Origin of the sequence: Novosphingobium sp. AAP1, from assembly GCF_001295765.1 — a bacterium.
In the GTDB taxonomy this organism is placed as follows: Bacteria; Pseudomonadota; Alphaproteobacteria; order Sphingomonadales; family Sphingomonadaceae; genus Novosphingobium; species Novosphingobium capsulatum.
On sequence record NZ_LJHO01000001.1, the window covers coordinates 194,021 to 218,262 of the forward strand.

At 67.0% G+C, this 24,242-nt stretch carries 17 protein-coding genes; 5 read left to right on the forward strand and 12 right to left on the reverse strand.

Features of this window, described 5'->3' with window-relative positions; all coding sequences use genetic code 11:
- Positions 1-61 precede the first annotated feature (61 nt).
- From IP65_RS00820 to IP65_RS00830, 3 genes are all read right to left on the reverse strand, one after another.
- Positions 62-541, reverse strand: a complete 480-nt coding sequence (locus IP65_RS00820) for a VOC family protein (protein WP_022678527.1) — start codon at positions 539-541, stop codon at positions 62-64.
- Positions 528-1,562: a glycosyl hydrolase gene (locus tag IP65_RS00825; RefSeq protein ID WP_054130429.1), complete on the reverse strand. Its 1,035-nt coding sequence runs from the start codon at positions 1,560-1,562 to the stop codon at positions 528-530. Before IP65_RS00825 ends, IP65_RS00820 begins: the two co-directional genes overlap by 14 nt.
- Positions 1,563-1,624: 62 nt before the next feature.
- Positions 1,625-3,151 carry an aldehyde dehydrogenase gene (locus IP65_RS00830; RefSeq protein WP_054130430.1) on the reverse strand — a complete coding sequence of 509 codons (1,527 nt, stop codon included), beginning with the start codon at positions 3,149-3,151 and terminating at the stop codon, positions 1,625-1,627.
- A 209-nt stretch (positions 3,152-3,360) separates the two neighbouring features.
- On the opposite strand from IP65_RS00830, the gene IP65_RS00835 reads away from it, so the two are divergent.
- Entirely contained in the window at positions 3,361-4,131 is a 771-nt protein-coding gene (locus IP65_RS00835; protein ID WP_156306327.1) for a 2-keto-4-pentenoate hydratase, read from the forward strand.
- Positions 4,132-4,165: 34 nt separating this feature from the next.
- Entirely contained in the window at positions 4,166-4,969 is an 804-nt protein-coding gene (locus IP65_RS00840; RefSeq protein ID WP_054130432.1) for an SDR family NAD(P)-dependent oxidoreductase, read from the forward strand.
- 119 nt (positions 4,970-5,088) lie between these two features.
- On the opposite strand, the gene IP65_RS00845 is transcribed toward IP65_RS00840, so the two are convergent.
- Together IP65_RS00845 and IP65_RS00850 are read right to left on the reverse strand one after the other, a co-directional pair.
- Positions 5,089-6,276 carry an MFS transporter gene (locus IP65_RS00845; protein WP_054130433.1) on the reverse strand — a complete coding sequence of 396 codons (1,188 nt, stop codon included), beginning with the start codon at positions 6,274-6,276 and terminating at the stop codon, positions 5,089-5,091.
- 89 nt (positions 6,277-6,365) lie between these two features.
- A complete protein-coding gene (locus tag IP65_RS00850; RefSeq protein ID WP_022678521.1) occupies positions 6,366-7,730 on the reverse strand; it encodes an aminotransferase in 1,365 nt (454 codons plus the stop codon).
- Positions 7,731-7,983: 253 nt separating this feature from the next.
- Between IP65_RS00850 and IP65_RS00855 the strand changes: the two genes are divergently transcribed.
- The gene (locus IP65_RS00855) at positions 7,984-8,928 is read left to right on the forward strand and encodes a LysR family transcriptional regulator (RefSeq protein ID WP_231627483.1); all 945 of its coding nucleotides are present in this window, start codon (positions 7,984-7,986) and stop codon (positions 8,926-8,928) included.
- Positions 8,929-9,406: 478 nt separating this feature from the next.
- On the opposite strand, the gene IP65_RS21200 is transcribed toward IP65_RS00855, so the two are convergent.
- The 3 genes from IP65_RS21200 to IP65_RS00865 form a co-directional block, all read right to left on the reverse strand.
- On the reverse strand, positions 9,407-9,562 hold the full coding sequence (locus tag IP65_RS21200; RefSeq protein WP_156306329.1) for a hypothetical protein: 156 nt from the start codon (positions 9,560-9,562) through the stop codon (positions 9,407-9,409).
- Between the two features lie 78 nt (positions 9,563-9,640).
- Positions 9,641-9,916, reverse strand: a complete 276-nt coding sequence (locus IP65_RS00860; RefSeq protein ID WP_022678519.1) for a hypothetical protein — start codon at positions 9,914-9,916, stop codon at positions 9,641-9,643.
- A 4-nt stretch (positions 9,917-9,920) separates the two neighbouring features.
- Complete coding sequence (locus IP65_RS00865; RefSeq protein ID WP_231627484.1) at positions 9,921-11,120, reverse strand: CaiB/BaiF CoA-transferase family protein; 1,200 nt, start codon at positions 11,118-11,120, stop codon at positions 9,921-9,923.
- A 213-nt stretch (positions 11,121-11,333) separates the two neighbouring features.
- On the opposite strand from IP65_RS00865, the gene IP65_RS00870 reads away from it, so the two are divergent.
- Together IP65_RS00870 and IP65_RS00875 are read left to right on the forward strand one after the other, a co-directional pair.
- Entirely contained in the window at positions 11,334-12,299 is a 966-nt protein-coding gene (locus IP65_RS00870) for an IclR family transcriptional regulator (protein ID WP_054130434.1), read from the forward strand.
- A gap of 8 nt (positions 12,300-12,307) precedes the next feature.
- Positions 12,308-13,525 carry an SGNH/GDSL hydrolase family protein gene (locus IP65_RS00875; protein WP_054130435.1) on the forward strand — a complete coding sequence of 406 codons (1,218 nt, stop codon included), beginning with the start codon at positions 12,308-12,310 and terminating at the stop codon, positions 13,523-13,525.
- Between the two features lie 21 nt (positions 13,526-13,546).
- On the opposite strand, the gene IP65_RS00880 is transcribed toward IP65_RS00875, so the two are convergent.
- The 4 genes from IP65_RS00880 to IP65_RS00895 form a co-directional block, all read right to left on the reverse strand.
- Positions 13,547-16,345 (reverse strand): alpha-L-rhamnosidase, encoded by a 2,799-nt coding sequence (locus IP65_RS00880; RefSeq protein ID WP_054130436.1) that lies wholly within the window; start codon positions 16,343-16,345, stop codon positions 13,547-13,549.
- Positions 16,345-19,821: a glycosyl hydrolase gene (locus tag IP65_RS00885; protein ID WP_054130437.1), complete on the reverse strand. Its 3,477-nt coding sequence runs from the start codon at positions 19,819-19,821 to the stop codon at positions 16,345-16,347. The genes IP65_RS00880 and IP65_RS00885 overlap by 1 nt, the downstream gene beginning before the upstream one ends.
- Before the next feature lie 66 nt (positions 19,822-19,887).
- On the reverse strand, positions 19,888-22,482 hold the full coding sequence (locus tag IP65_RS00890; RefSeq protein ID WP_054130438.1) for a TonB-dependent receptor: 2,595 nt from the start codon (positions 22,480-22,482) through the stop codon (positions 19,888-19,890).
- 57 nt (positions 22,483-22,539) lie between these two features.
- Positions 22,540-24,141, reverse strand: coding sequence for an alpha-L-fucosidase (locus IP65_RS00895; RefSeq protein ID WP_054130848.1), 1,602 nt, complete (start codon positions 24,139-24,141; stop codon positions 22,540-22,542).
- Positions 24,142-24,242: the final 101 nt, after the last annotated feature.

Here is a 24,242-nt window from a genome sequence, read left to right on the forward strand (position 1 = left end):
ACAACTCCCCTGGATTTTTGTGTCTGCGGGCATCGCCCGGTTCAGGTTTCGGCCGGTGCGGTCACAGTGTGATCGGGTTCGCCTGGCCTTCGTTACGGTTGAGCTCGGCCTGCGACGCGCCGCCCTCGAGCGGGACGTTCTGGCAAAACACCTCGAGCATGTGGCCATCGGGATCGTAGAAATAGATGCCCACCGAAACGCCATGATCGAGGATTTCGGCAATCTCGACGCCGCGCTCGCGGAAGAAGGCGTAGTTGGCGCGCAGGTCTTCCATGTTGCACCCGGCCATGGCCAGGCCGATGTGCTCGAACTCGCGGCCCTTGGCCTCCTTGCCGATGGCGGTATCGGCCGCCGCCGGGAACAGCGCGATGTCGTGATCGCTCAGGCCAAAGCTGAGGAACACCCCACCCTTGTACGGCCCATCGCCGGCGCGCGCCGTGATCTTCATGTTGAGGATCTCGGCATACCAGCGGGCAGAGGCCTCGGGATCCTTTACGAACAAAACGATATGCGCGATCCGCGCGACGTTAATGGGTGACATGCGGCAACCCCAGGTCGGAGGGAACGGACGGCAGCCAGGCGAGGCCGGTAATCTCGTTGAACTCGCGCCATTCCTTGGCCCAGGTGCGGCCGCCGTCAACGCTGCGGTAGAGATAGCCGAACTTGCTCGCGGCGAGTTGGAAATCGGGATCGCTGGGATGCGAGCCAAACGCCCACATGCACGAGTTCGACGGATGATCGAGCGCGGCCCTGGTCCAGGTTTCGCCGGCATCGTCAGAGAGCAGGATCGCCGCCGTCGTGCCCGGGGTGCCATCGCCGATTCCCACGGCCAGTTGGCGGTTGCTGCCTGGACGGCGCAACAGCACACGCGAATAGCGCAGGCCCCAGGTCTCCTTGGCCGGCTGACGCGTCCAGGTCTGGCCACCGTCGGTCGAGCGGTAGAGGGCGATGACGGTTAGCGCGAGGTGGACGGTGCTTCCGTCGTCCTGCGGCAGGATCATGATGTCGTGCAGGTCTGAGTTGCCGCCGAATTCGGACCATGTGCTATCGATGCGCGTCCAGCTGTCGCCGCCGTCGCGACTGCGATAGAGGCCACCTTCCTCGATACCCGCCCAGACGTCGTCGGCATCGCGCGGATCGACCGCCAGCGCCAGCATGCGTGGGCGGTTAACCCCGGCGCAGAACTCGGGCATTTCCAGGCTGGTGCGCTCCCAGGTCTGCCCGCCATCGCGCGAACGGAAGAAGATCGCCAGCGACGGGGCGCCGGTGCCGGCATACATCACCAGTGGATTGCTCTCGCTGACCACCAGCTTCCACACGGCAAGACCGTTCAGCGCGCAGTCGATGCGGCTCCAGTGCACGCCGCAGTCGGCGCTGTAGAACAGCCCCTTTTCCGCTCCGGCAAAAATACCGTCGGGATTGCGCGCGTCGACCAAGAGGCAGCGTACGCGATCGTCGTATTCCAGATCCTGGCCAATGTTGATGCGATACCACGACTTGCCGTTGTCGTGGCTGCGCATGACGGCCTGGCCGTCGGTGCTCACGATGAGAGTCTTGCCCATGGTCGGTTCCCTGATTGAAGACGTGAAATTGACGCAGCGTGCGGGTGGAGCTGAACCTCTGCTCAGCTGAGGTTGACCCACACGCTCTTGGTCTCGCTGTAGAGCTCCATGGCCTGGCGCCCGTGCTCGCGGCCCCAGCCCGACTGCTTGAAGCCGCCGAACGGGGTGGCGTTATCGACCATGTTGAAGCAGTTGACCCAGACAGTGCCGGCCTTGACGGCCGCGGCAAGGCGGTGGCCCTGGCGGATGTCGTTGGTCCAGATGCCCGCCGAAAGGCCGAAGTCGGAATCGTTGGCCTGTGCCACCAGGTCGTCGGCATCGCTCCATGACAGCGCGCTCAGCACCGGGCCGAAGATTTCTTCGCGCACCACGCGCATGTCGCGCCCGGCGCCGCGCAGGATTGTCGGTTCGAAGAAGAAGCCCTCGCCATGGGCCGCAGGCCGGCCGCCGCCGATCATCACCTCGGCGCCCTCTGCCTGGCCGATTTCGACATAGGAGGCCACGCGATCCCACTGCTCCTGCGAGACCAGCGGCCCGAAGTTCACGCCCGCATCAAGGCCGTTGCCGATCGTCAGCTTGGCGGCCTCGGCGGCGACGCGATCGAGCAGTTCGTCGTGGATCGCGGCGTGGGCATAGAGGCGCGAGCCGGCAGTACAGGTCTGACCCTGGTTGAAGAAGATGCCCGCCGCGATTGAGGCTGCGGCGGCGCCGAGATCGGCATCGGGCAACACGATCTGCGGCGACTTGCCGCCCAGTTCAAGGCTGACCTTCTTGAGGTTGCCGGTGGCGCCGCGCACGATCGCCTTGCCCACCTCAGTCGATCCGGTGAAGGCCACCTTGTCCACGCCGGGATGCGCGACCAGCGCCGCACCGGCTTCGCCAAAGCCGGTGATGACGTTGAACACGCCCGCCGGAATGCCTGCTTCGAGCGCCAGCTCGGCCAGGCGCAATGCGGTCAGTGGCGTCTGCTCGGCGGGCTTGAGGATGACGGTGCAGCCCGCCGCAAGCGCGGGCGCCACCTTCCATGCCGCCATCGACATCGGATAGTTCCACGGCACGATCAGACCGCACACGCCGACCGGCTCGCGCGTGGTGTAATTGAGGATGCGCGCCCCGCTACGCGGCGAAACCGGCAGCGTCTCTCCGCCGAACTTGGTGGTCCAACCCGCAAAATAGCGGAACGTCTTGATCGACCCCTCGATCTCGACCCAGCGTGTCAGCGAGGCGGGCTTGCCGTTGTCGATGCATTCCAGCACCGCCAGTTCGTCGGCCTCGCGCTCGATCAGGTCGGCCAGGCGATAGAGCAACTGCCCGCGATCGTAGGCGCTCATCGCCGCCCACGCAGGATTGACCAGCGCGCGGCGCGCAGCCGCGACAGCGACATCGACGTCGGCCGCCCCGCCCTCGGCAACCTGGCAGATCGTCTGGCCTGTCGCCGGATTCTCGGTGGCAAAGGTCTTGCCGGAAAGCGCAGGCACTGCGCGCCCATCGATGATGAGGCCGCGCGGAGCGGGCGCGAGGGCGGCGGCCAGGCGGTCTGCCGTCTGGCGTGCAGTCTCGGCGATGGGGGCGGTGGGCTGGCTGGACATGATACTCCCCTCGGTCTCGCCTCTCGCGGCGATAGTGTGATGCAGCAGACCCGCGGCGGCGTGGTGACCAACCAGGCGACTCCGGCTTGGACGTGAGCTAACCCAACTTCATTGCGTAAACAATACTAGATTTTCAAAGTTTGTTGTTGCATATGCGCGACAATGAAGTGGCGGCGGCAAAACGAGTCCGACCGCCCCGGGAGAACTCCATGCCGATAGGCGACCTTTCGCTGGCGCAGGCCCTGCTTGCCGCGCGCCGCTCCACCAGCCCTGCCGCAGTGCCTGCCGATGACGTGCCGGTGGCCCAGGCCTATGCCGCGCAGCGCGCCGTCCATGTGGCGCTGACGCTGCCGGTGATGGTGTGGAAGCTGGGGCTGACCAGCGAGGGTGCCCGCATGGCCCACGGCGCACACGAACCGGCAGTGGGCCGGCTGCGCGCCAGCGACATCTTCTGCAACCACGGCACCATCGATTTTTGCGGCGACGAGATGTTCGCCGAGGCCGAGCTGGTATTCGAACTGGGCGAGGATTTGCCCCCGCGCACAAAGGCCTACACGCGCGCCGAGGTTGCCGCCGCGCTCAAGGGCGTGTGGGCCGGCATCGAGATCGTGCGCACCCGCTTCGAACACAGTGAGCTGCCGCTCGGCCTGCTGATCGCAGACAACGTCATGGGCTATGGCCTGGTACTGGGCGATCGTCTCGCGACGGGCTGGGAAGCGCGCTTTGCCGCCATGCCGGTTACGCTCACGATCGACGCGGATGCACCGGTGGCGGGATCGACCGATCGCGTCATGGGCGATCCGCTCGATGCGCTGGTTTGGCTCGCCAACTGGCTCTGTGTCCATGGCGAGGGCGGGCTGCGCGCCGAGCAACTCGTGGCGGCCGGTAGCTGTACCGGGGTCACGGAAATCCATCGCGGCGACACGATCGTCGCCGCATTCGACCAAGCCGGGATCGCCAGGGTGGTCTTGTCCGCCTGATCCCATCATCATGCATTTCACGAGGAGATCGAACATGAACCTGGAACTGGGCCTTGCGGGCAAGGTCGCCGTCATCACCGGCGGCGGCGTGGGTATCGGCAAGGAAACCGCGCGTAAGCTGGCGCTGGCTGGCGCCAAAGTGGTGATCGCGGCGCGTACTGCTGCCAAGCTCGAAGCGGCCGCAGCCGAACTGCGCGAATCGACCGGCGGCGAGATCATTGCCGTGCCCACCGACACAACCTCGTGGGAGTCGGTCCAGGCACTCGTCGCGGCCGCCGTGGCGCGCTTTGGCGGTGTGCATATCCTCGTCAACTGCGCCGCAGCACCAGGCGGCTTGGTGCGCAACGCGATCGAGCTGGCCGACGAGGATGCGCTGATGCTCGATCTCAACACCAAGCTGTTCGGCTATTTCCGTGCGGCAAAAGCCTGCGTGCCACATATGCGCAAGGCCGGGTGGGGCCGCATCGTCAACGTCGGCGGTCTGACGGCGCGCTGCACCGAGGCGCTGTCGGGCATGCGCAACACGGCGCTGGTCCACTTCACCAAGACGCTCTCTGACGAGGTGGGACGCGACGGCATCACCGTCAACATCATCCATCCGGGCGTTACCCGCACCGAACATATCGAGGAATGGTTTGCCGAGATGGCAGCCGAGGAAGGCACCACGTTCGAGGCCATCGTCGAGCGCGAGGCCGCCGGCCCCGCAGCGGTAAAGCGTATGCTCGAAGTAGCCGAAGTGGCCGACCCGATCGTGTTCCTGTGCTCGCAGTTGGGCAGCGGCATCACCGGCGAATCGATCGCGGTGGACGGCGGCCTATCGCGCGCGGTGTTCCTCTGATGCAGCAGCGATAAGGATGCGGGGTGCGGCCTGTCGCCGCACCCCAGTTTCACCCGATTATGCCGTCGAAATAAAGCCGCGCAGCCTAGCCACCGATTGCCCAGCAGGCCCATAGCTCATCAAGCAGGGCGCCGCCGCCGCTCAGCGCGAATGGTCAGCACGGTAACGGCGATGCTCGCCGCCAGAATCGCGCAGTTGGCATAGATCATCGGTGCGAACGAGCCGCTGGCCAGCGTGGTGGCGGCCGCTGCAGGGCCAAGGCCAGTGCCGAATGTCTGGATGGAGCCCATTGCGCATACTACCCGCCCGCGCAGGCACGCCTCGGCACAGATGCCCGACAGCAATGGCTGCGCAAAGTTCCAGCAGAACTGCAACAGTACGACTGCCACCACGAAGCCGGTCGCTTCGACCCGCCCGTCAAACATCAGGAAGCTGATGACACCCGCCGCGCCACTCAGCAGCAACGGCCACACCCGGCCCCACCGGCGCGGCAGCATGCCGGCAAGTGCAGCGCCGGCAACGCCTGCCATCGTGCCGATCGAAAGACCAGTGGCGATCACTCCAGGCGCAATGGCGTGGGCCATGCCGATCCGCTCGGAATAGCTCCACATCGCCCCCAGCGCGAAGAAGAACAGAAAGACTCCAAGCAGGGCCCCGCTCGCCAGCCGCATGTCGAGCCGGCCGGCCCCGGCAAAGATGTCGGTTTCGTCGATGCTGCCTTCGGGGAACCAGCGTACGCCCAACGCCACTGGCACCACGACCAGCGCATTGGCGAGGAACAACGTCGCGGGTGAGACCGCCGCCTGCAGGGCGGGCAGGCTGTAGAGCAGCGCCGAGCTGCACAGCGCGCCAACCACGAGATAGATCGAGAATGCGCGGTCCGGGTTGGCGGCGCGGCCAAGCGCGGCAAAGGCAAAGCCCACCGCAATCCCCTCGCCCGCTCCCGCCACCACACGCGCTGCGGCCATCGCGGCAAAGCCCGTGGCCAGCGCGGTCAGGATATTGCCGGCGATCACCAGCGCCAGGCCGATGCTCACGGCAAGGCGCCAGGGCACCCGCGCCAAAAGGAACGTGCTGAGGCCGATGGTCACGCCCATCGCGTTGATGTCGAACGCAGCGAGATAGCCGAGCTGGTCGTTGTCGAACCCGGTTTTTTGCGCGATTACCGCCAGAAAGCCGGGCGTCACGAAAATCACGAAGGCGCCGATCAGCCCGACCAGCACCGCGCTGATCTGCCCCGCCGGGGTCAGCCGGCGCGTGCCGCGTTCGGCCTGCGCCATGCCCTCGATTGCGGTGTTGAATTCCATCTGCCCCTCCCTGGACGACGTGGAACCGCGCCGCGAGCGGCTATGCATCAAACCATGCACCACCGCCCGCGCCGGGTTGGTCTTTGGGTTCAGCCAGGCAACACGTCCTCCACCGCAGCACCGAAGCGATCGACGATAGCATCGGCATCGGCGCGGGTGATCACCAATGGCGGGGCAAAGACCAGGGTATCACCCAGCGCGCGGGTGATCAGCCCGCGATTGGCTGCAGCCTTGAGCACCTGGCGACCGGTGCGGTTGGCCATGGGCAGCGCTTCCTTGGTGCCGCGATCGTGCACCAGTTCGATTCCCAGCATCAGTCCCTTGCCGCGAATATCGCCAACATGGGCGTGCTGACCAAGCCGGTCGCGCAACGCCTGGAGCATGTAGGGCCCGACGTCGGCGACGTTGTCCACGACCTTGAGCTCATCGATCAGCTTGAGCGCGGCGAGCGCGGCGGCCGCGCCGACCGGGTGCGCCGAATAGGTATAGCCGTGGCCGAAAAGCCCGGCCTTGCCTGCCTCGCTCTCGATCACGTCCCAGACCTTTGGCGAGATGTAGCAGACTGACATCGGAAAGTAGCCCGAGGTCACACCCTTGGCCGAGGTGATGAGGTCGGGCTCGTAGCCATAGGTCTGGCTGCCCCAGTAGGTGCCGAGACGACCAAAGCCAGATACCACCTCGTCGGCGACGAGCAGGATGTCGTGCTTCTTGAGGATAGGACAGATCGCCTCGAAATAGCCCTCGGGCGGCGGGATCAACCCACCAGCGCCCATCACTGCCTCGGCAAAGAACGCGGCAATGGTGTCGGCGCCTTCACGCTCGATCAGATCCTCGAGTTCCTGGGCAAGCTGCTGCGAGAACGCGCGCTCGGTCATGCCCTCGGGCGCCTTGCGATAGTAGTAGGGCGCGCTGACGTGCAGGATCGGGCCCTTGGGCAGGTCAAACAGCGTGTGCATGCCCGGCAGCCCGGTCAGACTGGCCGTGGCCACACCGGAACCGTGGTAGGCGTTCCAGCGCGCGATGATCTTCTTCTTCTCGGGCTTGCCGCGCAGGTTGTTGTAATACCACACGAGCTTGAGCTGGGTTTCGTTGGCATCGCTGCCCGAGGCACCGAAGAACACCCGCGACATCGGCACCGGCGCGCGTTGCAGCAGGGCCTCGGCGCATTCGGCGACGACGTCGCTGCTCATGCCGTTGAACGTGTGGAAGAATGACAGGCGCTCGCTCTGCCGGGCGATCGCCTCGGTGATCTCGCGGCGCCCATAGCCCAGGTTGACGCACCACAGGCCGGCCATCCCGTCGATGTATTCGCGTCCGTCAACGTCACGCACGTGGATGCCGGAACCACTTTCCATGACCGTGGGCCCTTCGGCCATAAGATCGGTGATCGCGGTGAACGGGTGGAATTGGCTGCGCTGGTCGCGCAGGGCCGCTTGGGAAAGCTGGCTGACCATCGAATTTCTCCCTTGTCTGCGTCTTGCGCGGTCCGCGCCGCGAATCAAGCGCCCATGTGGCGTAGCACGTCCTCGCCGAAAGGCTCCATAAACGCAACAGTAATACTGAATTCGAGATATCTTTTTCGTTTAAACAACAATTGCACGCAGCAGGTGCAGACAGGCCGCGCCGGGATCGCTATGGTGGGCCAACGTGCCCGTGGCGGTGACGGGATACATTGACCCGGGCACGCGTGTGGCAGAGGGAGCAGGCATGGACGACAGACCCGATCTTGGAAACGTGATGGCGATGATGTCGTTCGCTGCGGTGGTCAGCACGGGGGGCTTTTCCAGCGCTGCCACGATGCTGGGGTATTCCAAGGCCGCAGTCAGCCGCCAGATTGCCAAGCTTGAGCAGAGCATCGGCGTGCGCCTGCTCGACCGCACCACACGCTCGGTGACACTGACACCGGCGGGACGCGAGATGTATGCGCGCTGCGCCCGCATCGTCGAGGAAGTCAACGAAGCCAACCAGGTGATGACCGGGATGCTCTCCAAGCCGCGTGGCGAGCTCAAGGTCAACGCACCGGTGGTATCCTCGCTGTTCGATCTCACCACGATCCTGCCGCGCTTCCTCCAGACCTATCCTGACGTGCGGCTGTTCGTGAACCTGTCGGACAGCAAGGTGGACCTGCTCAAGGGCCGCTTCGACGTGGTGTTCTGGATGGGTGACACCTTTGATTCCAGCCTGGAATCGGTGCAGTTGCGCAGCTACCCCATGGCACTCGTCGCCGCGCGCTCGTACCTCGACCGCGCCGGGCGCCCCTCGGCCGCCAACGACCTCAAGGTGCACACCTGCATCGTCGAAACGCATATCTCCAAGGTTGGCGAGTGGCGCCTGTCGGAAGACACTACCGTTGCCGTCAACCGCGGGCCGCTCACCAGCAACTCGGTACGAATGGCGCGCGAGGCCACGCTCGAGGGCCTGGGCATCAGCTACCTGCCGCGCTTCCTCGTCGAGGACGACATCGCCGCCCGCCGCCTTGAGGTCTTGCTGCCCGACCTCGTGAACGAGCGAATTCCACTGCATGTGGTATTCCCACGCGGCAACTACGCGTTGTCCAAGGTGCGGGCTTTCGTCGATTTCGTGCGCGCAGAGATGGCCGATCAGGAAGAGGGCGCCGCCGCGCCGATGTTGGGGCTGGCGACTGCGATCTGATCACCGCGCCGATCGGCGGCCGCGAGGAAGACAGTGCTCTATCGCAAGCCGAGCGACAGCGGACAAAGCGGCCTGATCTGGCGTATGTGCGTTTCCGCCAGCGCATGGAGTTCAGTGCGGCACCACCTTCTCGGACCGCCAGGGCATTGAGCGATCATCGTTTCGCAATTGCGTCGAGGGAGCCATTGGGTGAAGGCCGTGACCTGCCCCGCCAAAGGTCCCTCGTGCGCAAGGCAAAGTGCGGCGCCACGGAGATTTCCGATGTCCGTTAGTTGCGGCAATTGCAGGACGAGAACGGAAAGCTGAAGTGGCTTCTGGCTGATACCATGTTGCACAACGCGGTCCTCAATGACCTACTGGAAAAAGGCTGACGACACCAGGCCAGCGCTTTCGAGCGAATTGTCCCGTCGCGTTCGGCTTCCCGCAAGCGCGCTATCGGGCACCAGTTATGGGAGGCGAAGACCTCGCTTGAATCGTATCAAGCAAAATCAGGGAACGCTGGCGGAGCGGCGAGCGGACGCCCCTGCGCATCGAGCTTGCGCGGAAACCGCGCGAGATCGGCCCTGACCCAGACCGGCGTATAACCCGGCCCGCCGTTCTTGAACGCGCCGAACCACAGCAGCACCAGGCGCACGCGGTGCTGGCGCGCCTGGGCCAGCAGCGTATCGACAAAGGCGAAATCGAACTGCCCCTCGCGCGGCTCGGCCCGGGCTCAGGCCACCGGCATTTCCAGGGTGTTGGCGCCCAATTGCTCCACCGTCTGCCACACTTGCGGCAAGACGCTGGCATGGTTGGAGGAATTGTTGGCCTGCGCCCCCAGCACAAGGAACGGCGCGCCGTCGACGAACAGCGCCGGGCGGCCATGCGGCGCCGCGATCCGTGGCAAGGCGGGCGCTTGCCGGCCGGGCGGCTGGGCCCTGATCGTCTGGGCACTAGCCGCTGTGGTGAGCAGCAGCGCCAAGGCGCTAAGGCAAGTGCGGGCGCGCATCGCCTCAGGCCAGTGCCAGGCCGAATTCGGCGGCGATGGCGGCGCTGTGCTCGCCCACGCGCGGGGCACCGCGCGCCGAAGCCGGCCTTTGCCCATCGATTCGCATCGGGCTGGCGGTGGTGAGAATGCTGCGGCCCCGGCCGCCGATCGATTGCAGCATGTCGAGCGCGCGGAAGCTTTCGGCCTCCAACAATTGCTCCCAATCGAGCACGGCCGCGGTCCAGATGCCGGCCGGCTCCAGCACGGCCAGCCATTCCTGCGTGGTGCGCGTGGCCAGGCGCTGCGCGATGCGGTCAAGCAGCGCGTCGCGCCCGTCAAAGCCGTTGCCGCTCTCGCCCAAGCCCGGCAGATCAAGCAATTCGCCGATCCGGGCCAGCGGCGTCATCGCCAGGGCAAGATGCCCATCTGCCGTGCGATAGACGCCATAGGGCGCAGCAAGATAGGCATTGGCGCCATGGGCGGCGGCGCGCGTCGGGGGGCGGCGGCCATCGTTGAGATAAGTGGTCAGCAGCTCGAACTGGAAATCGACCAGCACTTCGAGCAGGCTGGTTTCCACCCGCCCCCCCAGCCCGGTGCGCGCGCGGCGGACCAGCAAGGCCAGGATGCCCTTGGCCAGAACATGGCCAGCCAGCATGTCTGCCACCGAAAGCCCGATCGGCATCGGCCCGTGGTCGGCACTGCCGGTCAGCCACATCACGCCCGAGCGCGCCTGGGCGAGCAGATCCTGGCCCGGCAGCTTCGCCCAGGGGCCGGCACTGCCAAAGCCCGAGACGCTGGCATAGACCAGGCCGGGATTGATCGCCTTGACGTCTTCATAGCCCAGCCCCAGCCGCTCGATCACGCCGGGGCGGAAGTTCTGGATGATCACGTCGGCCCGCGCGACCAGGCGGCGCAGTTCAGCAAGCTGGCCCGCGTCCTTGAGATCGACCGCCAGGCTTTCCTTGTTGCGGTTGATCGCGTGGAACAGCGTGGAATCGCCGGCGATGTCGGTATCGCTCAGATAAAGATCGCGGCACAGGTCACCGCTCTGCGGCCGCTCGATCTTGATCACGCGCGCACCCAGATCGGCCAGTTGCAGCGCGGCCGAAGGGCCGGCGAGGAACTGGGCCATGTCGAGCACCAGCAGATCGGACAGGGGGCCGGGACTGGCCGCAGACGACGCTGTGTCCGTTGCCGAATCCGTGCGGATAAGCCGCTGTTCCAATCCCGTCCTCCACATCACTCATTGTTTACAGGCTAACATACATTCTCTATATAAACAATCAATGCAAATTCCACGCGCCTCTTCCGCTATCACCCCGGCCAGCGCGGCGCGCGCCCGTGCTGGCGGGCAAAGCGGCAGGCGATGATGGCACTTCGCGCCGCCATGGGTTACGCAAGCCGCCCGATCGCCAGACCAGCCGCGGAAGGACAGAACATGGATGCGCGCCCCGAATCAGCCACCCAGGCAGACAGCCCTGCGCCGGACATGCCGGACCTGGGCGACGGCCCGCTCGACGGGCGGTCAGAGGGCATGCTGGCGGACAGCATCCTGTCGAGCGACGAGCGCCGCCGGAAGTATGCCGTGCCGGCGCTGGAAAAGGGCCTCGATATCGTCGAGTACCTGGCCGACCAGGCCGTGCCGATGACGCAATCGCAACTGGCGCGCGCGCTCAACCGCCAGCCGGGCGAGCTGTTCCGCATGCTCGCCTGCCTGGAAGGGCGCGGCTATGTGCGGCGCGACCCGACCAACGGCGGCTATGCGCTGACGCTCAAGCTGTTCCAGCTCGCGCGCATTCACTCGCCCTATGAAACGCTGATCGCGGCGGCGCGCCCGCTGATGCGCGCGCTGTCCGACGACGTGCGCGAAAGCTGCCACCTGACCGTGTTGCAAGGCAACCAGGTGCTCGTGCTCACCCAGGAAGAGAGCCCCAACCCGTTCCGCCTGTCGGTGGAAGTCGGCTCCACCCATTCGCCGCTGCGCACCAATTCGGGGCGCCTGCTGCTCGCGGGCCTGGCGCCCGCCGCGTTTGATGCCTGGCTGGGGCATTCGCGCGAATGGCAGGCGATGGCGCCGGCCGCACGGCAGGATCTGCTCGCCCGCATCGACGACGTGCGCGCGCGCGGCCATGCCCGCTCGCTGGGCGAACGCTTCCTGGGCGGGGCGGATATCGGCGTGCTGGTGGGCACGCCGGGCGCGCCGCTCAACGCCGCGCTGACCATCGCCACGCTGATTGACGCCAATGGCGACGCGCGGCTCGATCCGCTGCTCGAACCGCTGCAACGCACGGCCGCCGCCATCAGCCAGGCCGCCGGCCTGGGGCTGGACAGTGGGCCGCTGGGTAGCGCGGTGGACACCCCTGCCCCGGCCAAGCCGGCAAGAACCCGCAAGACCACAAAATAGGAGAGATCATGATTGCCAGGCCCATCGCCGCGCTCGCCCTGCTTGGGGCACCCCTGCTGATGGCGGCCAGTCCGCCTGCGGCTGGCGACGGGAATGGCAACTGGGCGGCCGGCTGGTTCAGCGCGCCGTTCGCGCCGATTGCCGGCCAGCCGGGCGGCACCCCGGCGATCTTTGCCAACCAGACGGTGCGCCAGATCCTGCGCGTGGACACCGCTGGCAATGCCATCCGCCTCAAGCTGACCAACGAGCTGGGCATCGCCCCGGTGCGGATCGCCGGGGTGCACGTGGCGCTGGTCGATGCAGACGGACGCCTGGTGCCGGGCAGCGACCGCGCGGTAACCTTTGCCGGCGGCGCGGAAGCCTGGATTCCAACCGGCGCGCCGCTGCTCAGCGATGCCGTGCCGCTGCCAATCGAGGCGCTGCAACACCTGGCGATCTCGGTCTATTACAAGGACAGCGCGATGCCCGCCGCGCATCATGGCGATCTGGTGGTGGCGCCCGGCGAGCAACTGGCGGCTGCGTCCATGGCCGGCGCTCGCCCGCTGCGCGGCCCGGCGGTGGTGTCGCAAGTGGAAGTGGCGCGGCCCCAGCGCGGCCCGGTGATCGTGGCGTTCGGGGATTCGATCACCGAAGGCGCCGCCTCCACCCCCGGCAAGGACATGAGCTGGCCCCAACAGTTCGCCAAGCGGCTTGCCGCCGATACGCGCTATCGCGGATGGAGCGTAGTCAATGCGGGGATGAGTGGCAACCGCCTGTTGCACGAAGGCTTTGGCCTGCCCGCCCTGGCGCGGCTGGACCGCGACGCCCTGGCGGTCAGCGGGGTCACGCATATCGTGCTGCTGGAAGGCATCAACGACATCGGGTGGTGGAACAAGCCCGACAGCGACGTGACCGCCGCGCAGGTGATCGAGGCCTATCGCCAGATCGTGACCCGCGCCCATGCGCGCGGGGTGAAAGTGATCGGCGCGACGATCCTGCCCTACAAGGGCGCGGTCTATTTCACGCCGGAGGGCGAGGCGATGCGCCAGGCGGTGAACGCCTTCATCCGCACCGGCGGGCTGTTCGACGGAGTGATCGATTTCGAGAAGGCGGCGGCCGATCCCGCCGACCCGGCGCGGATCAATCCCCGTCTGGAGCCGGGCGACCATCTCCACCCCAACGATGCCGGCTATGCCGCCCTGGCGGCCGCCGTTTCGCCCAGCCTGTTCGAAGCGCCCCGTCGCTGATGCCGCGAACCGCCCGCGTACTCAACCAGCGTCGCGGGCGGTCCAGCGATAGTGGCCGGAGCCGAGCGTGATGGCCTGGCCGGCCTCCTCGCTCGCGAAACCGAGCACGCCCGGCACGCGCGCCGGGGCCAGGCCCTGTTCGCGCCAGTCGCTGGCGGGCAGCCCCGGCAAGACCAGCCGCGCCTGGCGCCCCGGCGGCACGGAGACGGTCACGGCGAGGTGGCCTGCCTCGCGTCGCCAGGCGCAGGACAGAACGCCCTCGCGCAGGCGATAGCTGGCCTCGGCCGCCGGGATATCGGCCGGCATCTGCGGCGCGAGGCGCAAGGCCGCGTCCCCGCCTCGCGCGTGATCGATGTCCAGCCCGCCCAGGCGCCGATAGAACCAGTCCTCGGCATGGCCGAGCATGAAATGGTTGAGCGACTTGGTGGGATTGGCGTCCCACGCCTCGGTCAGCGCGGTGGCCCCGCGCGCCAGTTGCAGGGCATAGCCGGGGCGATCGCGCACCCGCAGCATGGCCAGGATCACATCGTCACGCCCGGCCGCAGCCAGCGCCTCCAGCACGTAGCGATAGCCGATGTCCCCGGCGGTAACGCCATTGCCTTCGCGCCGAATCGCCGCGATCAGCCGGTCGAGCGCCGCGGCACGCTGCGCCTGGGGCACCAGGCCGAGCGCCAGCGGCATGGCTTGCGCTGTCTGGCTGCCCCGTTCGTAGCGGCCGGTGGCCGGATCGAGAAAGCGCGCGTTGAAATGCTGCGTAACCTGCACCGCCAGTGCGGCGTAATCCGCAACCGCCCCGATCCGCGCGGCGATCTTGGCCATCGTCTGCAAGCAGGCAATATAAGTGGCCGTGCCGACCAGCGCGCGCGAGGTCAGTTGCGCCTCGCCCGGATCGTTGGGGCCGACATCGTACCAATCGCCCATGCCGAAATCGACGATGCCATCCCGCGCCCGCTGCGCGAGATAGGCGCAATAGCGTTGCGCCGCCGGCCAGGCCGCCACCAGCACGGTGGCGTCGCCGCAAAAGCGATAGGCCGCCCAGGGTGCCAGCACCGCCGCCGCGCCCCATTCGGGGGAATTGCGCCAGACCTGGTCCTGCCCCTGCTCGTCCTGGAAGGCGACATATTCCGGCGCGATGCCCGGCACCATGCCATCGGCCTGCTGCGCCTCGGCGATGTCGTGCACCAGCTTGTCATAAAGCGGCGCGGCATCGCGGTTGTAGAGCACCGTGGGCGCGTTGAGATAGGTCTGTTCCAGCCAGCCCAGCTTTTCGCGGTGCGGGCAATCGGTGAGGACCGAAACCATGTTGCTGGTCACGGCCTGGTCGATCAGCCCATGGATGGCGTTGAGCAAGGGATCATCGGCCTGGAACCGGCCGACGCGCGCAAGATCGGCGTGGAGCACCACGCCTTCGACCGCATGGATCGCGGCGCGCAGCAGGCCGCGCAATTCCAGCCAGCGAAAGCCGTGATAGCTGAACAGCGGCTCGAACGCTTCGACCCCGCTCCCGGTGCTGACGTGGGTAAACGCCACGCGGTTGCCCGGCCCGGCGTTGAAGCTGCGCTGGCTGACCCGGCCCTGTTCGTCCAGCGTCTCGCCCGGCAGGATGGTCAGCGTGGCACCGGCCGGCGCCTCGATCATCAGGCGGGGCCGACCGGCGAAGTTGACGCCGAAATCGACCAGCAGCACATCGGGCGCCACGGCCGTGATCGCCACCGGCTCCAGAGTGCGCGCGGCGACCACCGGCGGCACCAGCCCGGCGCGGAGCATCCCGCCCGGCCCCGGCACGGCCACTACCGGCTGCCAGTCGCGATCGTCGTAGCCAGGTTCCATCCAAGCGGGCGGCACCAGGCGCGCGTCCCAGTCCTCGCCGCCATAGATCGAGGAAAAGCGGATCGGCCCTTCCCGCCAACGCCATTGCCCATCGCTGGCAATGTGCTCGATCCGGCCATCGGCATGCTCGATGGTCATCGCCAGAATCGCCTTGGGCCGGCCGAAGCTGTCGAGGAACTTGGTGTAGCGGCCCTCCTTGGCCTCTACATTGTACATGCCGTTGCCCAGCATCAGCGCCAGGACATTGTCGCCAGCGTGCAGCAGGGCCGTGACATCGTGCGTGTCATAAAGCGCGCGGCGGCGGTAGTTGGTCCACCCCGGCGTCAGCGCCGCATACCCCACGGCCTGCCCGTTGATCGCCAGGCGATATTGGCCCAAGCCGCAGACCGACAGCACGGCCCGGCGCGGCGGCGACGCCAGGCGCAATGGCCGACGCAGGATCGACAGCGGCCGGGCGGGCACCATGGCTGGGCTCGCCTGCCCCTGACGGTGCGGCGGTAGAACCGGGTCGGGCTCCGCCGCGATCCAGCGGTCGGGCCAGCGCGCCAGCTCGAGCACCCCGGTGAGGAACGCGGCGGGCGCGCTCCAGGCGCCCGGCCGCCCCGCCGCATCGAATATCCGGACCGCCCACCAATAGCGGCGGTGGCTGTCGAGCGCCAAGTCCGCTGTCGGCACCACCAGAGTCTGCCCGCCGGCGGCGGACGATCCGGCCCAGCGGGCGCCCTGGCCAGCAGCCACGCGGGCGCGATCGGTGCCGCCGATCAGTTCGAACCCGCGCTGCACCAGGCCGCGCGCGCTTGGATCGCGCGCGGCAAGGCCCCAGGAAAAGCGCGGACGCAGCAGGTCGAGCCCCGCGGGCTCGGCCACCCCTTCCACGCGCAAGTCTTGCGCCAGCAGATCACCCGGTGGCAGAGAATGCGCCCTGCCGGCGCCGGCCACCAGCGGCGTCGCGCCGATCGCGGCCAGCGCGGTGCGACGGTCCAGCCTCATTAGACCGGAATGTCCACAAGTGGCTCAGCCACGATCCGGACCGGACCGGCCAGGCCCGCCGGCAGCAGCGGCGCATCGCGGGCCGGCAGCCAGTCCTTGGTGCCGCGCAGCTTGGGATAGACCCAGGCAACCCGCTCCGCTTCGGGCAAGACGCGATCGCCCACCAGGCGGTTGTGCCAGGTGTTGGTGACGGTGATGGCGATCGTGTTGCGTCCCGGCCGCAAGAATGCGGTGATGTCCAGCCGGAAGGGTGCAATCCAGCGCCGGCCGGCCAAGCGCCCGTTGACCGCGACTTCGGCCATGGCATGCACTGCGCCCAGATCGAGCATCAGGCGGATATCGCGCACCAGCAGGTGGCGCGGCAGGTCGATCTGCGTGGCATAGGTGCCCGATCCGGCATGGAAGCGCACGCGATCGGGGGCAAGGTCGCTCCACAGCGCGGGCTGCTTCAGCGTCAGCCGCTCGGGCGGGGCGCGCCAGCCGGCAAAGCTAAGCGTCCAGGGCTGGTCGAGTTCGATTGCCGGGGGCATGGCCGGCGCCACCGGTGCCAGGCGGCGCCCGTCGCTGCGCAGCAGCCGAGCTTCTCCAGCCCCGGCCATGACCAGCCGCTCACCGCGCCATTCCAGGCTTTGCCCGGCCGCGAGATGGGCCTGTGCGAGATGCGGTGCCACGCCGCCGTCGCTCAGAACGATGAACCGGCTTTCCCCCGGCGCCAGGCGCAGCGGCAGGACCGTGCGCCCGGCGACATTCCGCCAGGCGGGTGCCGGCAGGCGCTGCCCTTCCAGCGCATCCCACAGCGCCACGGCGCGCGCGGTCACGCGCAAGGATACTTCGGTATCGAGCGCGGCACCGCCGGTGTTGGCCAGGAAATAGACATCGACCCCCGCCTCGCGGCGATGAGTCCATTCGAGCCCCGCCGCATCGTTCGCCAGAAGATCGCCCGCGATCCCCAGGCTGGCCAGCACATGCGCAGGGCTTTGCCCCCAGACCACGCGCCCGGCGCCCAGCCGGGTTTCGCCCTGACGTCCGGCTTCCGGCCAGAGCGGGCGGCACTGTGCAACGAACGCCGCGGGATCGGCTTCTCGCCCGACGGCACCAAGCGGCGGCGGTGCCAGCACCGTGGCGCCCGCCCGCACCAGGCGTTCGAGTGCGGCGAGGAAGCCGCTGGAATAGCGCGCTCCCGCGCGCAGCACGAGCAGGCGATAGCGCATGCCGCCGGGCAGTACGATCGCGCCCTGCTCCACCCGCGCCAGGCGCACCAGCGCATCGCGGTTGATCGAGTCATAGGCCACGCCGGCCGGCAATGGCGCGTCCAACTGGTGCGGCAAGAGCGCGCGGTTGGGAATGTCTTCCCCGGTGAACACGGCCACGTCGCTTACCGGCAGGCCGCGTTGCAACACTGCCTGGCAGCGGCGCAGGTAATCGAACCAGCCGCGCGCCTGGCTCCACCAGGTCTGGGTGCGGCTGAACATCGTGCCGATACCGTTGAGCGTCAGCCCCGGCGCGCGATCGAGAAACGGCTGCGCGGTATAGACGTGCAGCATGAAGCGGTTGATGCCCCGGCAATAGTGCCGATCGCCCAAGGGCTTGAGCATCGCGGGGTGCTCGTCCCAGAGAATGTCGTTCTCGGTGAAGCTTTCCGTGGCAATGATCCGCTTGCCATAGATGCGCCCGCCCGAAACCGCATCGGCCACATCGGTCGGCTTGTCGTTGCGCGGCGTGCGCAGCCAGAATTCGCCCATCGGCACATCGGTCGCCTCTGCCCAGCGCAAGCCGTCCACGGCATAGGTCGGGCTGGCCGGCTCCCCGCTGAAGCGGCAGCCGCGTGCATGGGCCAGGCGCGCGATGGTTTCGAAGAACGCGCTTTGCGTAAGATCGGCCACGGTCTGCCGGAAATCGTGCAGTACCGCCTCGCTCTGCTCTGCGCTGCCGACCGGCACGCCGGCCAGCACCGGCAGCCAGACGCGCAGGGCATAGCCGCGCAAGGCCTGGAACCGGGCAGGAAAATCCGCCGTCCAGTTTTGCCCGCTGGCTTCCCAGCTATCGACATGCACCGTGTTCAACACTTTGCCCGCGCGCGCCGGGCCGATGCGATCGAGCGCGGCGCCGAACCAGCGATCGAACTGCATGGTCACTGCCGCCGCGTTGAAGCGATCGACTTCCAGCCCCTGCGCACCCCCGGCGGCGGAGTTCTCGCGGCCATTGCTGGTGTGGCCCAGGCGCAGGATGCGCCAGCGGCCGGGCGGTGGAGTCCAGTCGAGCGTGCCATCGGCCGCCAGCCTGTCGGTCAGGTCGAGCACCTTGGCCGGATCGACGCAGACCGCATCGGGCACGTCGCGCGCATCGGTGCGGCGGCTGATCGACCATTGCGCCGCCGTCTTGCCCACGATCTGGTGGATTTCCGGCCGGGACGAAAGCTCCAGGCTGAACAGGCGCAGGCGCACGTCCTGCCCGAAATCGTAATTCTCGAAATAGGGGCCGGGCGCCTGCGGCTCGTGCACGAAGCGGAACACGCGCGCGGTGGTTTCGGGCAAGGCGTGGGTCAGCGTGGTCAGGTCGGTCTGCCAGCCATGCTGGGGATATTCCAGCCGGCCAACGGGACGGAACGTGACGCCATCCTCGCTTGCTTCCACGCGCAGCGCATTGGCCGCGCGATAGACGCCGGGGGAATAGCCCCAGGGCGACGGCGTGCGCACGGTGACCGAGCGCAGCGTGAACGGCTGGTCGAAAGCCACGTCGATCTGGCCGGCCTGGGTGGTGTCGAACACGTCCTCGTCGTTGCCGGGATCGAGCAGGCGCGCGAGCGGTGGCCCGGCCAGCGGCAAGGTGGTGGAAACGCGCGGATGGCGCCGTGCGCTCGTCTCGTCCAGCGCTTCCGGCCAGGGAAATGCCAGCACCGCCACGTCGCGATACCAGTTGCGCCGCATCGGCGGGGTGGCCAGGCGGATCGCGCCCTGCCCGGCCGTGGCGCGCGTGTCGGACCAGGTCAGCACCTGCATCGACAGGTCGGGCGTGACCCAGGGGCCGCTCGCCGTAGCCCAGCCATCGCAGATGTTGAGCGACAGCGTAATCCCCAGCCGCTCCGCCTCGGCCACGGCGTGATCGATCAGGCCCCACCATTGCGGCGTGAGTGCATCGGCCGGCGGATCGACCAGCGGCGGCTTGGCCGAGGCGCCAATGGCAAAGACCATCGCCGTGGTGATGCCGTTGGCGTGCATGCCTTCAAGATCGGCCGTGATCCCGGCCGCGCTGACTGCGCCATCGAGCCAGTACCAGTAGACACCCGGTCCGGCCTCGGGCGGAGGGCGGTCGAATGCCTCGCCCCAGGCGCTCGCTTGCGGATCGACCGTCGCGGCGTGGCCGGTGCCAGGCGCGGTGCCCGTGCACAACAGTGCCGCCGATCCGCCCAGCAGGGCCGAGCGGCGATCCACCATCAGGCCCGGAAATACAGCATCGAAGTCACGCTTGGACGGCATGGCAGGCCTTTGTCTGGGCCGCGCATCGGGCCGGCCGGATGCCAGCCTGCCCGATGCGCGGAGGCATCACAACTTGAAGCGAACCCCGAAGATGATCTGGCGATCGTCGATTTGGGTTTCGTGCGGCCGGGTATCCATGTTGTTGTAATAGGACCGGCGGATCACGCGCGTCAGGTTGTTGCCTTCCAGGCTGATCGTGACGTTGGGCGTCACGTCATAGCTGAGCGAAGCGGCCAGCCAGCCATAGCCGCGGCGGAAGCTCGGCTGCCCCACCCCGTTGAACAGATAGGTGCTGTCGAAGTAGGTGCTGCGCCAGTTGTAGGCGACGCGGGCCGAAACGCCGTACTTCTCGTACATCCCCACCAGGTTGTAGGTGTGCTTCGACAAGCCCTGGAGCGGGGTGGTCTGGCCGACGATCGAAGAGGTCGTCTTGCTGTCCACGTAGGTATAGTTCGCCTGGATCCCCAGGCCCGACAGCGCGCCGGGCAGGAAATCGAAGAACTGCTGATACCCCACTTCGGCGCCCTTGATCTCCCCGCCCTGGTTGTTGTCCGGGCGGCTGATCGTATAGGTGATGCCGTCGTAGACCTCGACCGAGGGATTGACCGAGATGAAGTTGCGCACCTTCTTGTAGAACAGCGCACCATAGATCGAGCTGCCGCGCGCGAAGTAGTATTCCAGCGACGCGTCGAGCTGGTCGGCCTTGAGCGGCTTGAGGTAGGGATTGCCGGCCGACCCGTTCTGCTGCACCGAATTGAGCGTCAGCGACGGCGAAAGATCGCTGAAGTTCGGGCGGGTGACGACCTTGGACGCGGCCAGACGCAGCTTGAGCTTGTCGGTCAGGTTGAAGCGGATGTTGGCCGAAGGCAGGAAGTCGTCATAGCTGGAATTGACCTGGATCGGCCCGACGCCGCCGCCCGACAGCGTGCGGTTGCCGTTGAGCGCGGTCTGGGTATGGACATAGCGCAACCCGACATTGCCATCGACCAGCCCGCTGGGCGAGCCGAAGCGCGCCATGGCATAGAGCGCGGTGGTCTTTTCGCTGACGCGATAGAACGCCAGCGGCCCGTTCACCGGATCGGTGGCGTCAAAGCCCAGCGCGGTCTGCACTTCGCTCAGATGATCGCGCAGCAGCGGCACGGGAATGACCAGGTAGTTAGACAGCAGCGGCGTACCGCGCGAAGACTTGCTGAAGAAATCGCTGGCCGGGTTGGCAGCCAGGATCGAGGGCGCAGCGGTTCCGGGCGCGCCGCTGAACAGGAAGAAGCTGGTCTGGTTGGATTGCGCCGTGCGGTTGCCGTAGCGGAAGCCGACGTCGATCGACTTGAGGAAGCCGCTGTCCACCGCATAGGACGCATCCAGCGTGCCGGCGAACTGGTCCGCCTTGTTCTGCGTGCCCTGGTAGAGCAGGAACTGGAAGTTGGTGTTCGACTGGCTCAGCAGGTCATAGCCATTGGCGCTCGAACCCGGCACGAACGCGGTGTTGTCCACCGAGAAGCGCGGGATCGTGGCGCCGGTGAAGCCGCTGTTGAACACCACGCTGCCGGTGGCCTTGGTATAGCTGATGTCGGTGGACACGGTCAGCTTGTCGTTGGTCCACTTGCCGCCTCCGGCGAACTGGGTCATCCGGTCGCGCGTGTCATAGGCATAAGACAGTACGGTGAGCGGGGCGTTGAGATAGGTCGCCTTGGTCACGTCGCCATTGGCAGCCACCGTCGCGCCCGGCTCTGCGGTCAAGCCACCCAGGCCAACTGAAGCGCCGTAGTTGTCGTTGAGGTTGTTGAAGCGCGCGTACTGGCCTTCGAAATAGATTTCGAGGTTGGGCGTGGGCTTCCACTGCAAGGTGCCGCTGATGCCCAGGCGGCGGCGATCGCCATAGGGCGTCACGTCATAGGCGCCGTTGGGAGCGACCACGGTCTGGCCGGGCACGATCGTGGTGCTGCTGGCCGGGGTGCCGGTGGAAATCAGGTCTGAGCGGAACTTGCGCTCCTGGTACGACACGCTGACCAGCGCGCCGATCTCACCCGCGCCGGTGTCCCAGCGATCGGCGATCAGGCCCGAGACGGCCGGGGTCAGTTCCTTGGCCAGGTCGGAATAGATGCCGCGGATGTTGCCGGCCACGGTCAGGCCCTTGAAATCGAGCGGCCGGCGCGTGCGCAAGTCGATCAGGCCACCCAGGCCACCTTCGATCTGGTTGGCCGAGGGCGACTTGTAGACATCCAGCCCGGCGAGCAGTTCGGCCGGAATATCCTGGAGGTTGAGGCCACGAGCGCCTTGCGCGGTGAAGATCTCGCGGCCGTTGAGCGTGGTGTTCACTTGGGCCAGGCCGCGCACGTAGACGGTCGACCCTTCGCCATAGTCGCGCTCGATCTGCACGCCTGTCACGCGCTGCAGCGCATCGGTGGTGTTCTGGTCGGGCAGCTTGCCGATATCCTCGGCCACGATCGAATCCACGATCTGGCTGGCATTGGCCTTGCGATCCTGCGCGCTGCGCAAGCTGGCGCGGACCCCGCTGACGACGATGGCGTCGGCAACGGTTTCATCCTTGGCGTCAGTCGTCGCCTTGGCCGCTGCCGGCGCGGTCTGCGCCAGGGCGGAGCCCGCCGGCATGACCAGGGCACCGAGCGCGGCGGTGCAGAGATAGGCTCCCACGTTCTTCATTGCTAAACCTCCCCATTATCCCAAACTTGTGTCAGCTTGTGGTGTGCAAGTGCCCCGTCACGTCTTGTTCGGGGGCGAAAACTCGATGCGCAGCGCATAGGGCATGTCGGCCTTGGCGCCGGTGGTCGGCAGCGTGACATGCAGGCCATCCTTCTCCTGGCGCCAGGCGAGCGGCGCAGTGCTGCCGAGAAGATGCACGGCCTTGACCGGCGGCGCATAGGGATTGCCGGCATAGAGCACGCCGATGCGCACCGCGCCGTCGGCCGGATGGGCCAGACCCAGCGCGTAGAGCCGCCCGTCGCGCGTGGTGAAGCGGATGTCGGCCGGGGTATAGGTGGGATCGCCCCCTTCCTTGAGCGAGCCGACCGCGTTGCGCGTGGGTCCTTCGCCGAACATCACCCACGGCCGCGTGCCGTAGATCGCCTCGCCATTGACCGACAGCCAGCCGCCGATTTCGTCGAGCACCCTGGCCGCTTCGGCCGGGATCGTGCCATCGGCCTTGGGCCCGACGTTGAGCAGCAGGTTGCCGTTCTTCGAAACGACATCGGCCAGCGTCGCCACCAGGCTGGCAGCGGTGCGATACTTGTCGTTCTCGACATAGCCCCAACTGTTGATGCTGACCGAGGTATCGGTCTGCCAGGGCAGCAGGCGCAGCGCATCGAGCCGGCCGCGCTCGATATCGAACAGCGCCGAACCAGCGGGAAACGCCTCTTCCTTATAGGCCAGCACCGGGCCAACCCCGCGCCGTGCCGCGCTGTCATAGTAATAGGCGGCAAGACGCTGCAAGTAAGGCGCGAAGGCGGGCTGGTTGATCCACCAGTCGAGATAGACGAATTCAGGATTGTACTTCTCGATCACTTCGCCCGTGCGCGCGAGCCAATCGTCAAGAAAGGCCTTGGACGGCGGGTTCCACTGTTCGAGATGGTTGGGATCGGGCTCCGCGCTGGCATCGCTGCCCGGCAGGGTGCGCGGCGCGGCCGGACCATAGAGATCGGCATAGGCCGGGTTCCACACGTCGCTGCCGGCAGGCGCCTGGCCATACCACCACCAGTGTTCGGCGCGGTGTGAAGACAGGCCAAAGTGCAGATTGGCGGCGCGGGCGGCCTTGGCAATCTCGCCCACCACGTCGCGCTGCGGCCCCATCGCCACGGCATTCCAGCGGTTGATCGCCGAGCCATACATCGAGAAGCCGTCGCAATGCTCGGCCACCGGCACGACGTAGCGCGCGCCGGCATGCTTGAACAAGGCCATCCACGCCGCCGGATCGAAGCGCTGGCCGCGGAACTGGGGAATGAAGTCCTTGTAACCGGCGACGGATTGATCGCCATAGGTCGCGCGCTGGTGCACGAAATCGGCGTGGCCCGGCACATACATGTTGCGCGAGTACCATTCGCTGCCCGAGGCCGGCACCGCATAGACGCCCCAATGGACGAATATCCCGAACTTGGCGTCGCGGTACCATTCCGGCACGCGATAGTTGGCCAGAGAGGACCAGTCCGCCTTGAACCGCCCCCCGGCGACCTCACGATCCATCCGGGCGATCTGCGCGGCGGCAGCCTTGGGATCGGACGAGATGCCGGGCTGCGCACCGGCGGGTGCGGCCAGGGCTGTCCCTCCGGCAAGAGCGCAGGCCAGCATGATGCAAGACAGGCTTTTCATGGCCGCAGCCATATCCTCAATCCTTTCGTCGCCCCTCTGCGAGGGCTGTAGACTATGTGGCAGATTGTTCGTATATGAACAAGATGTTTTTTAACAAACAC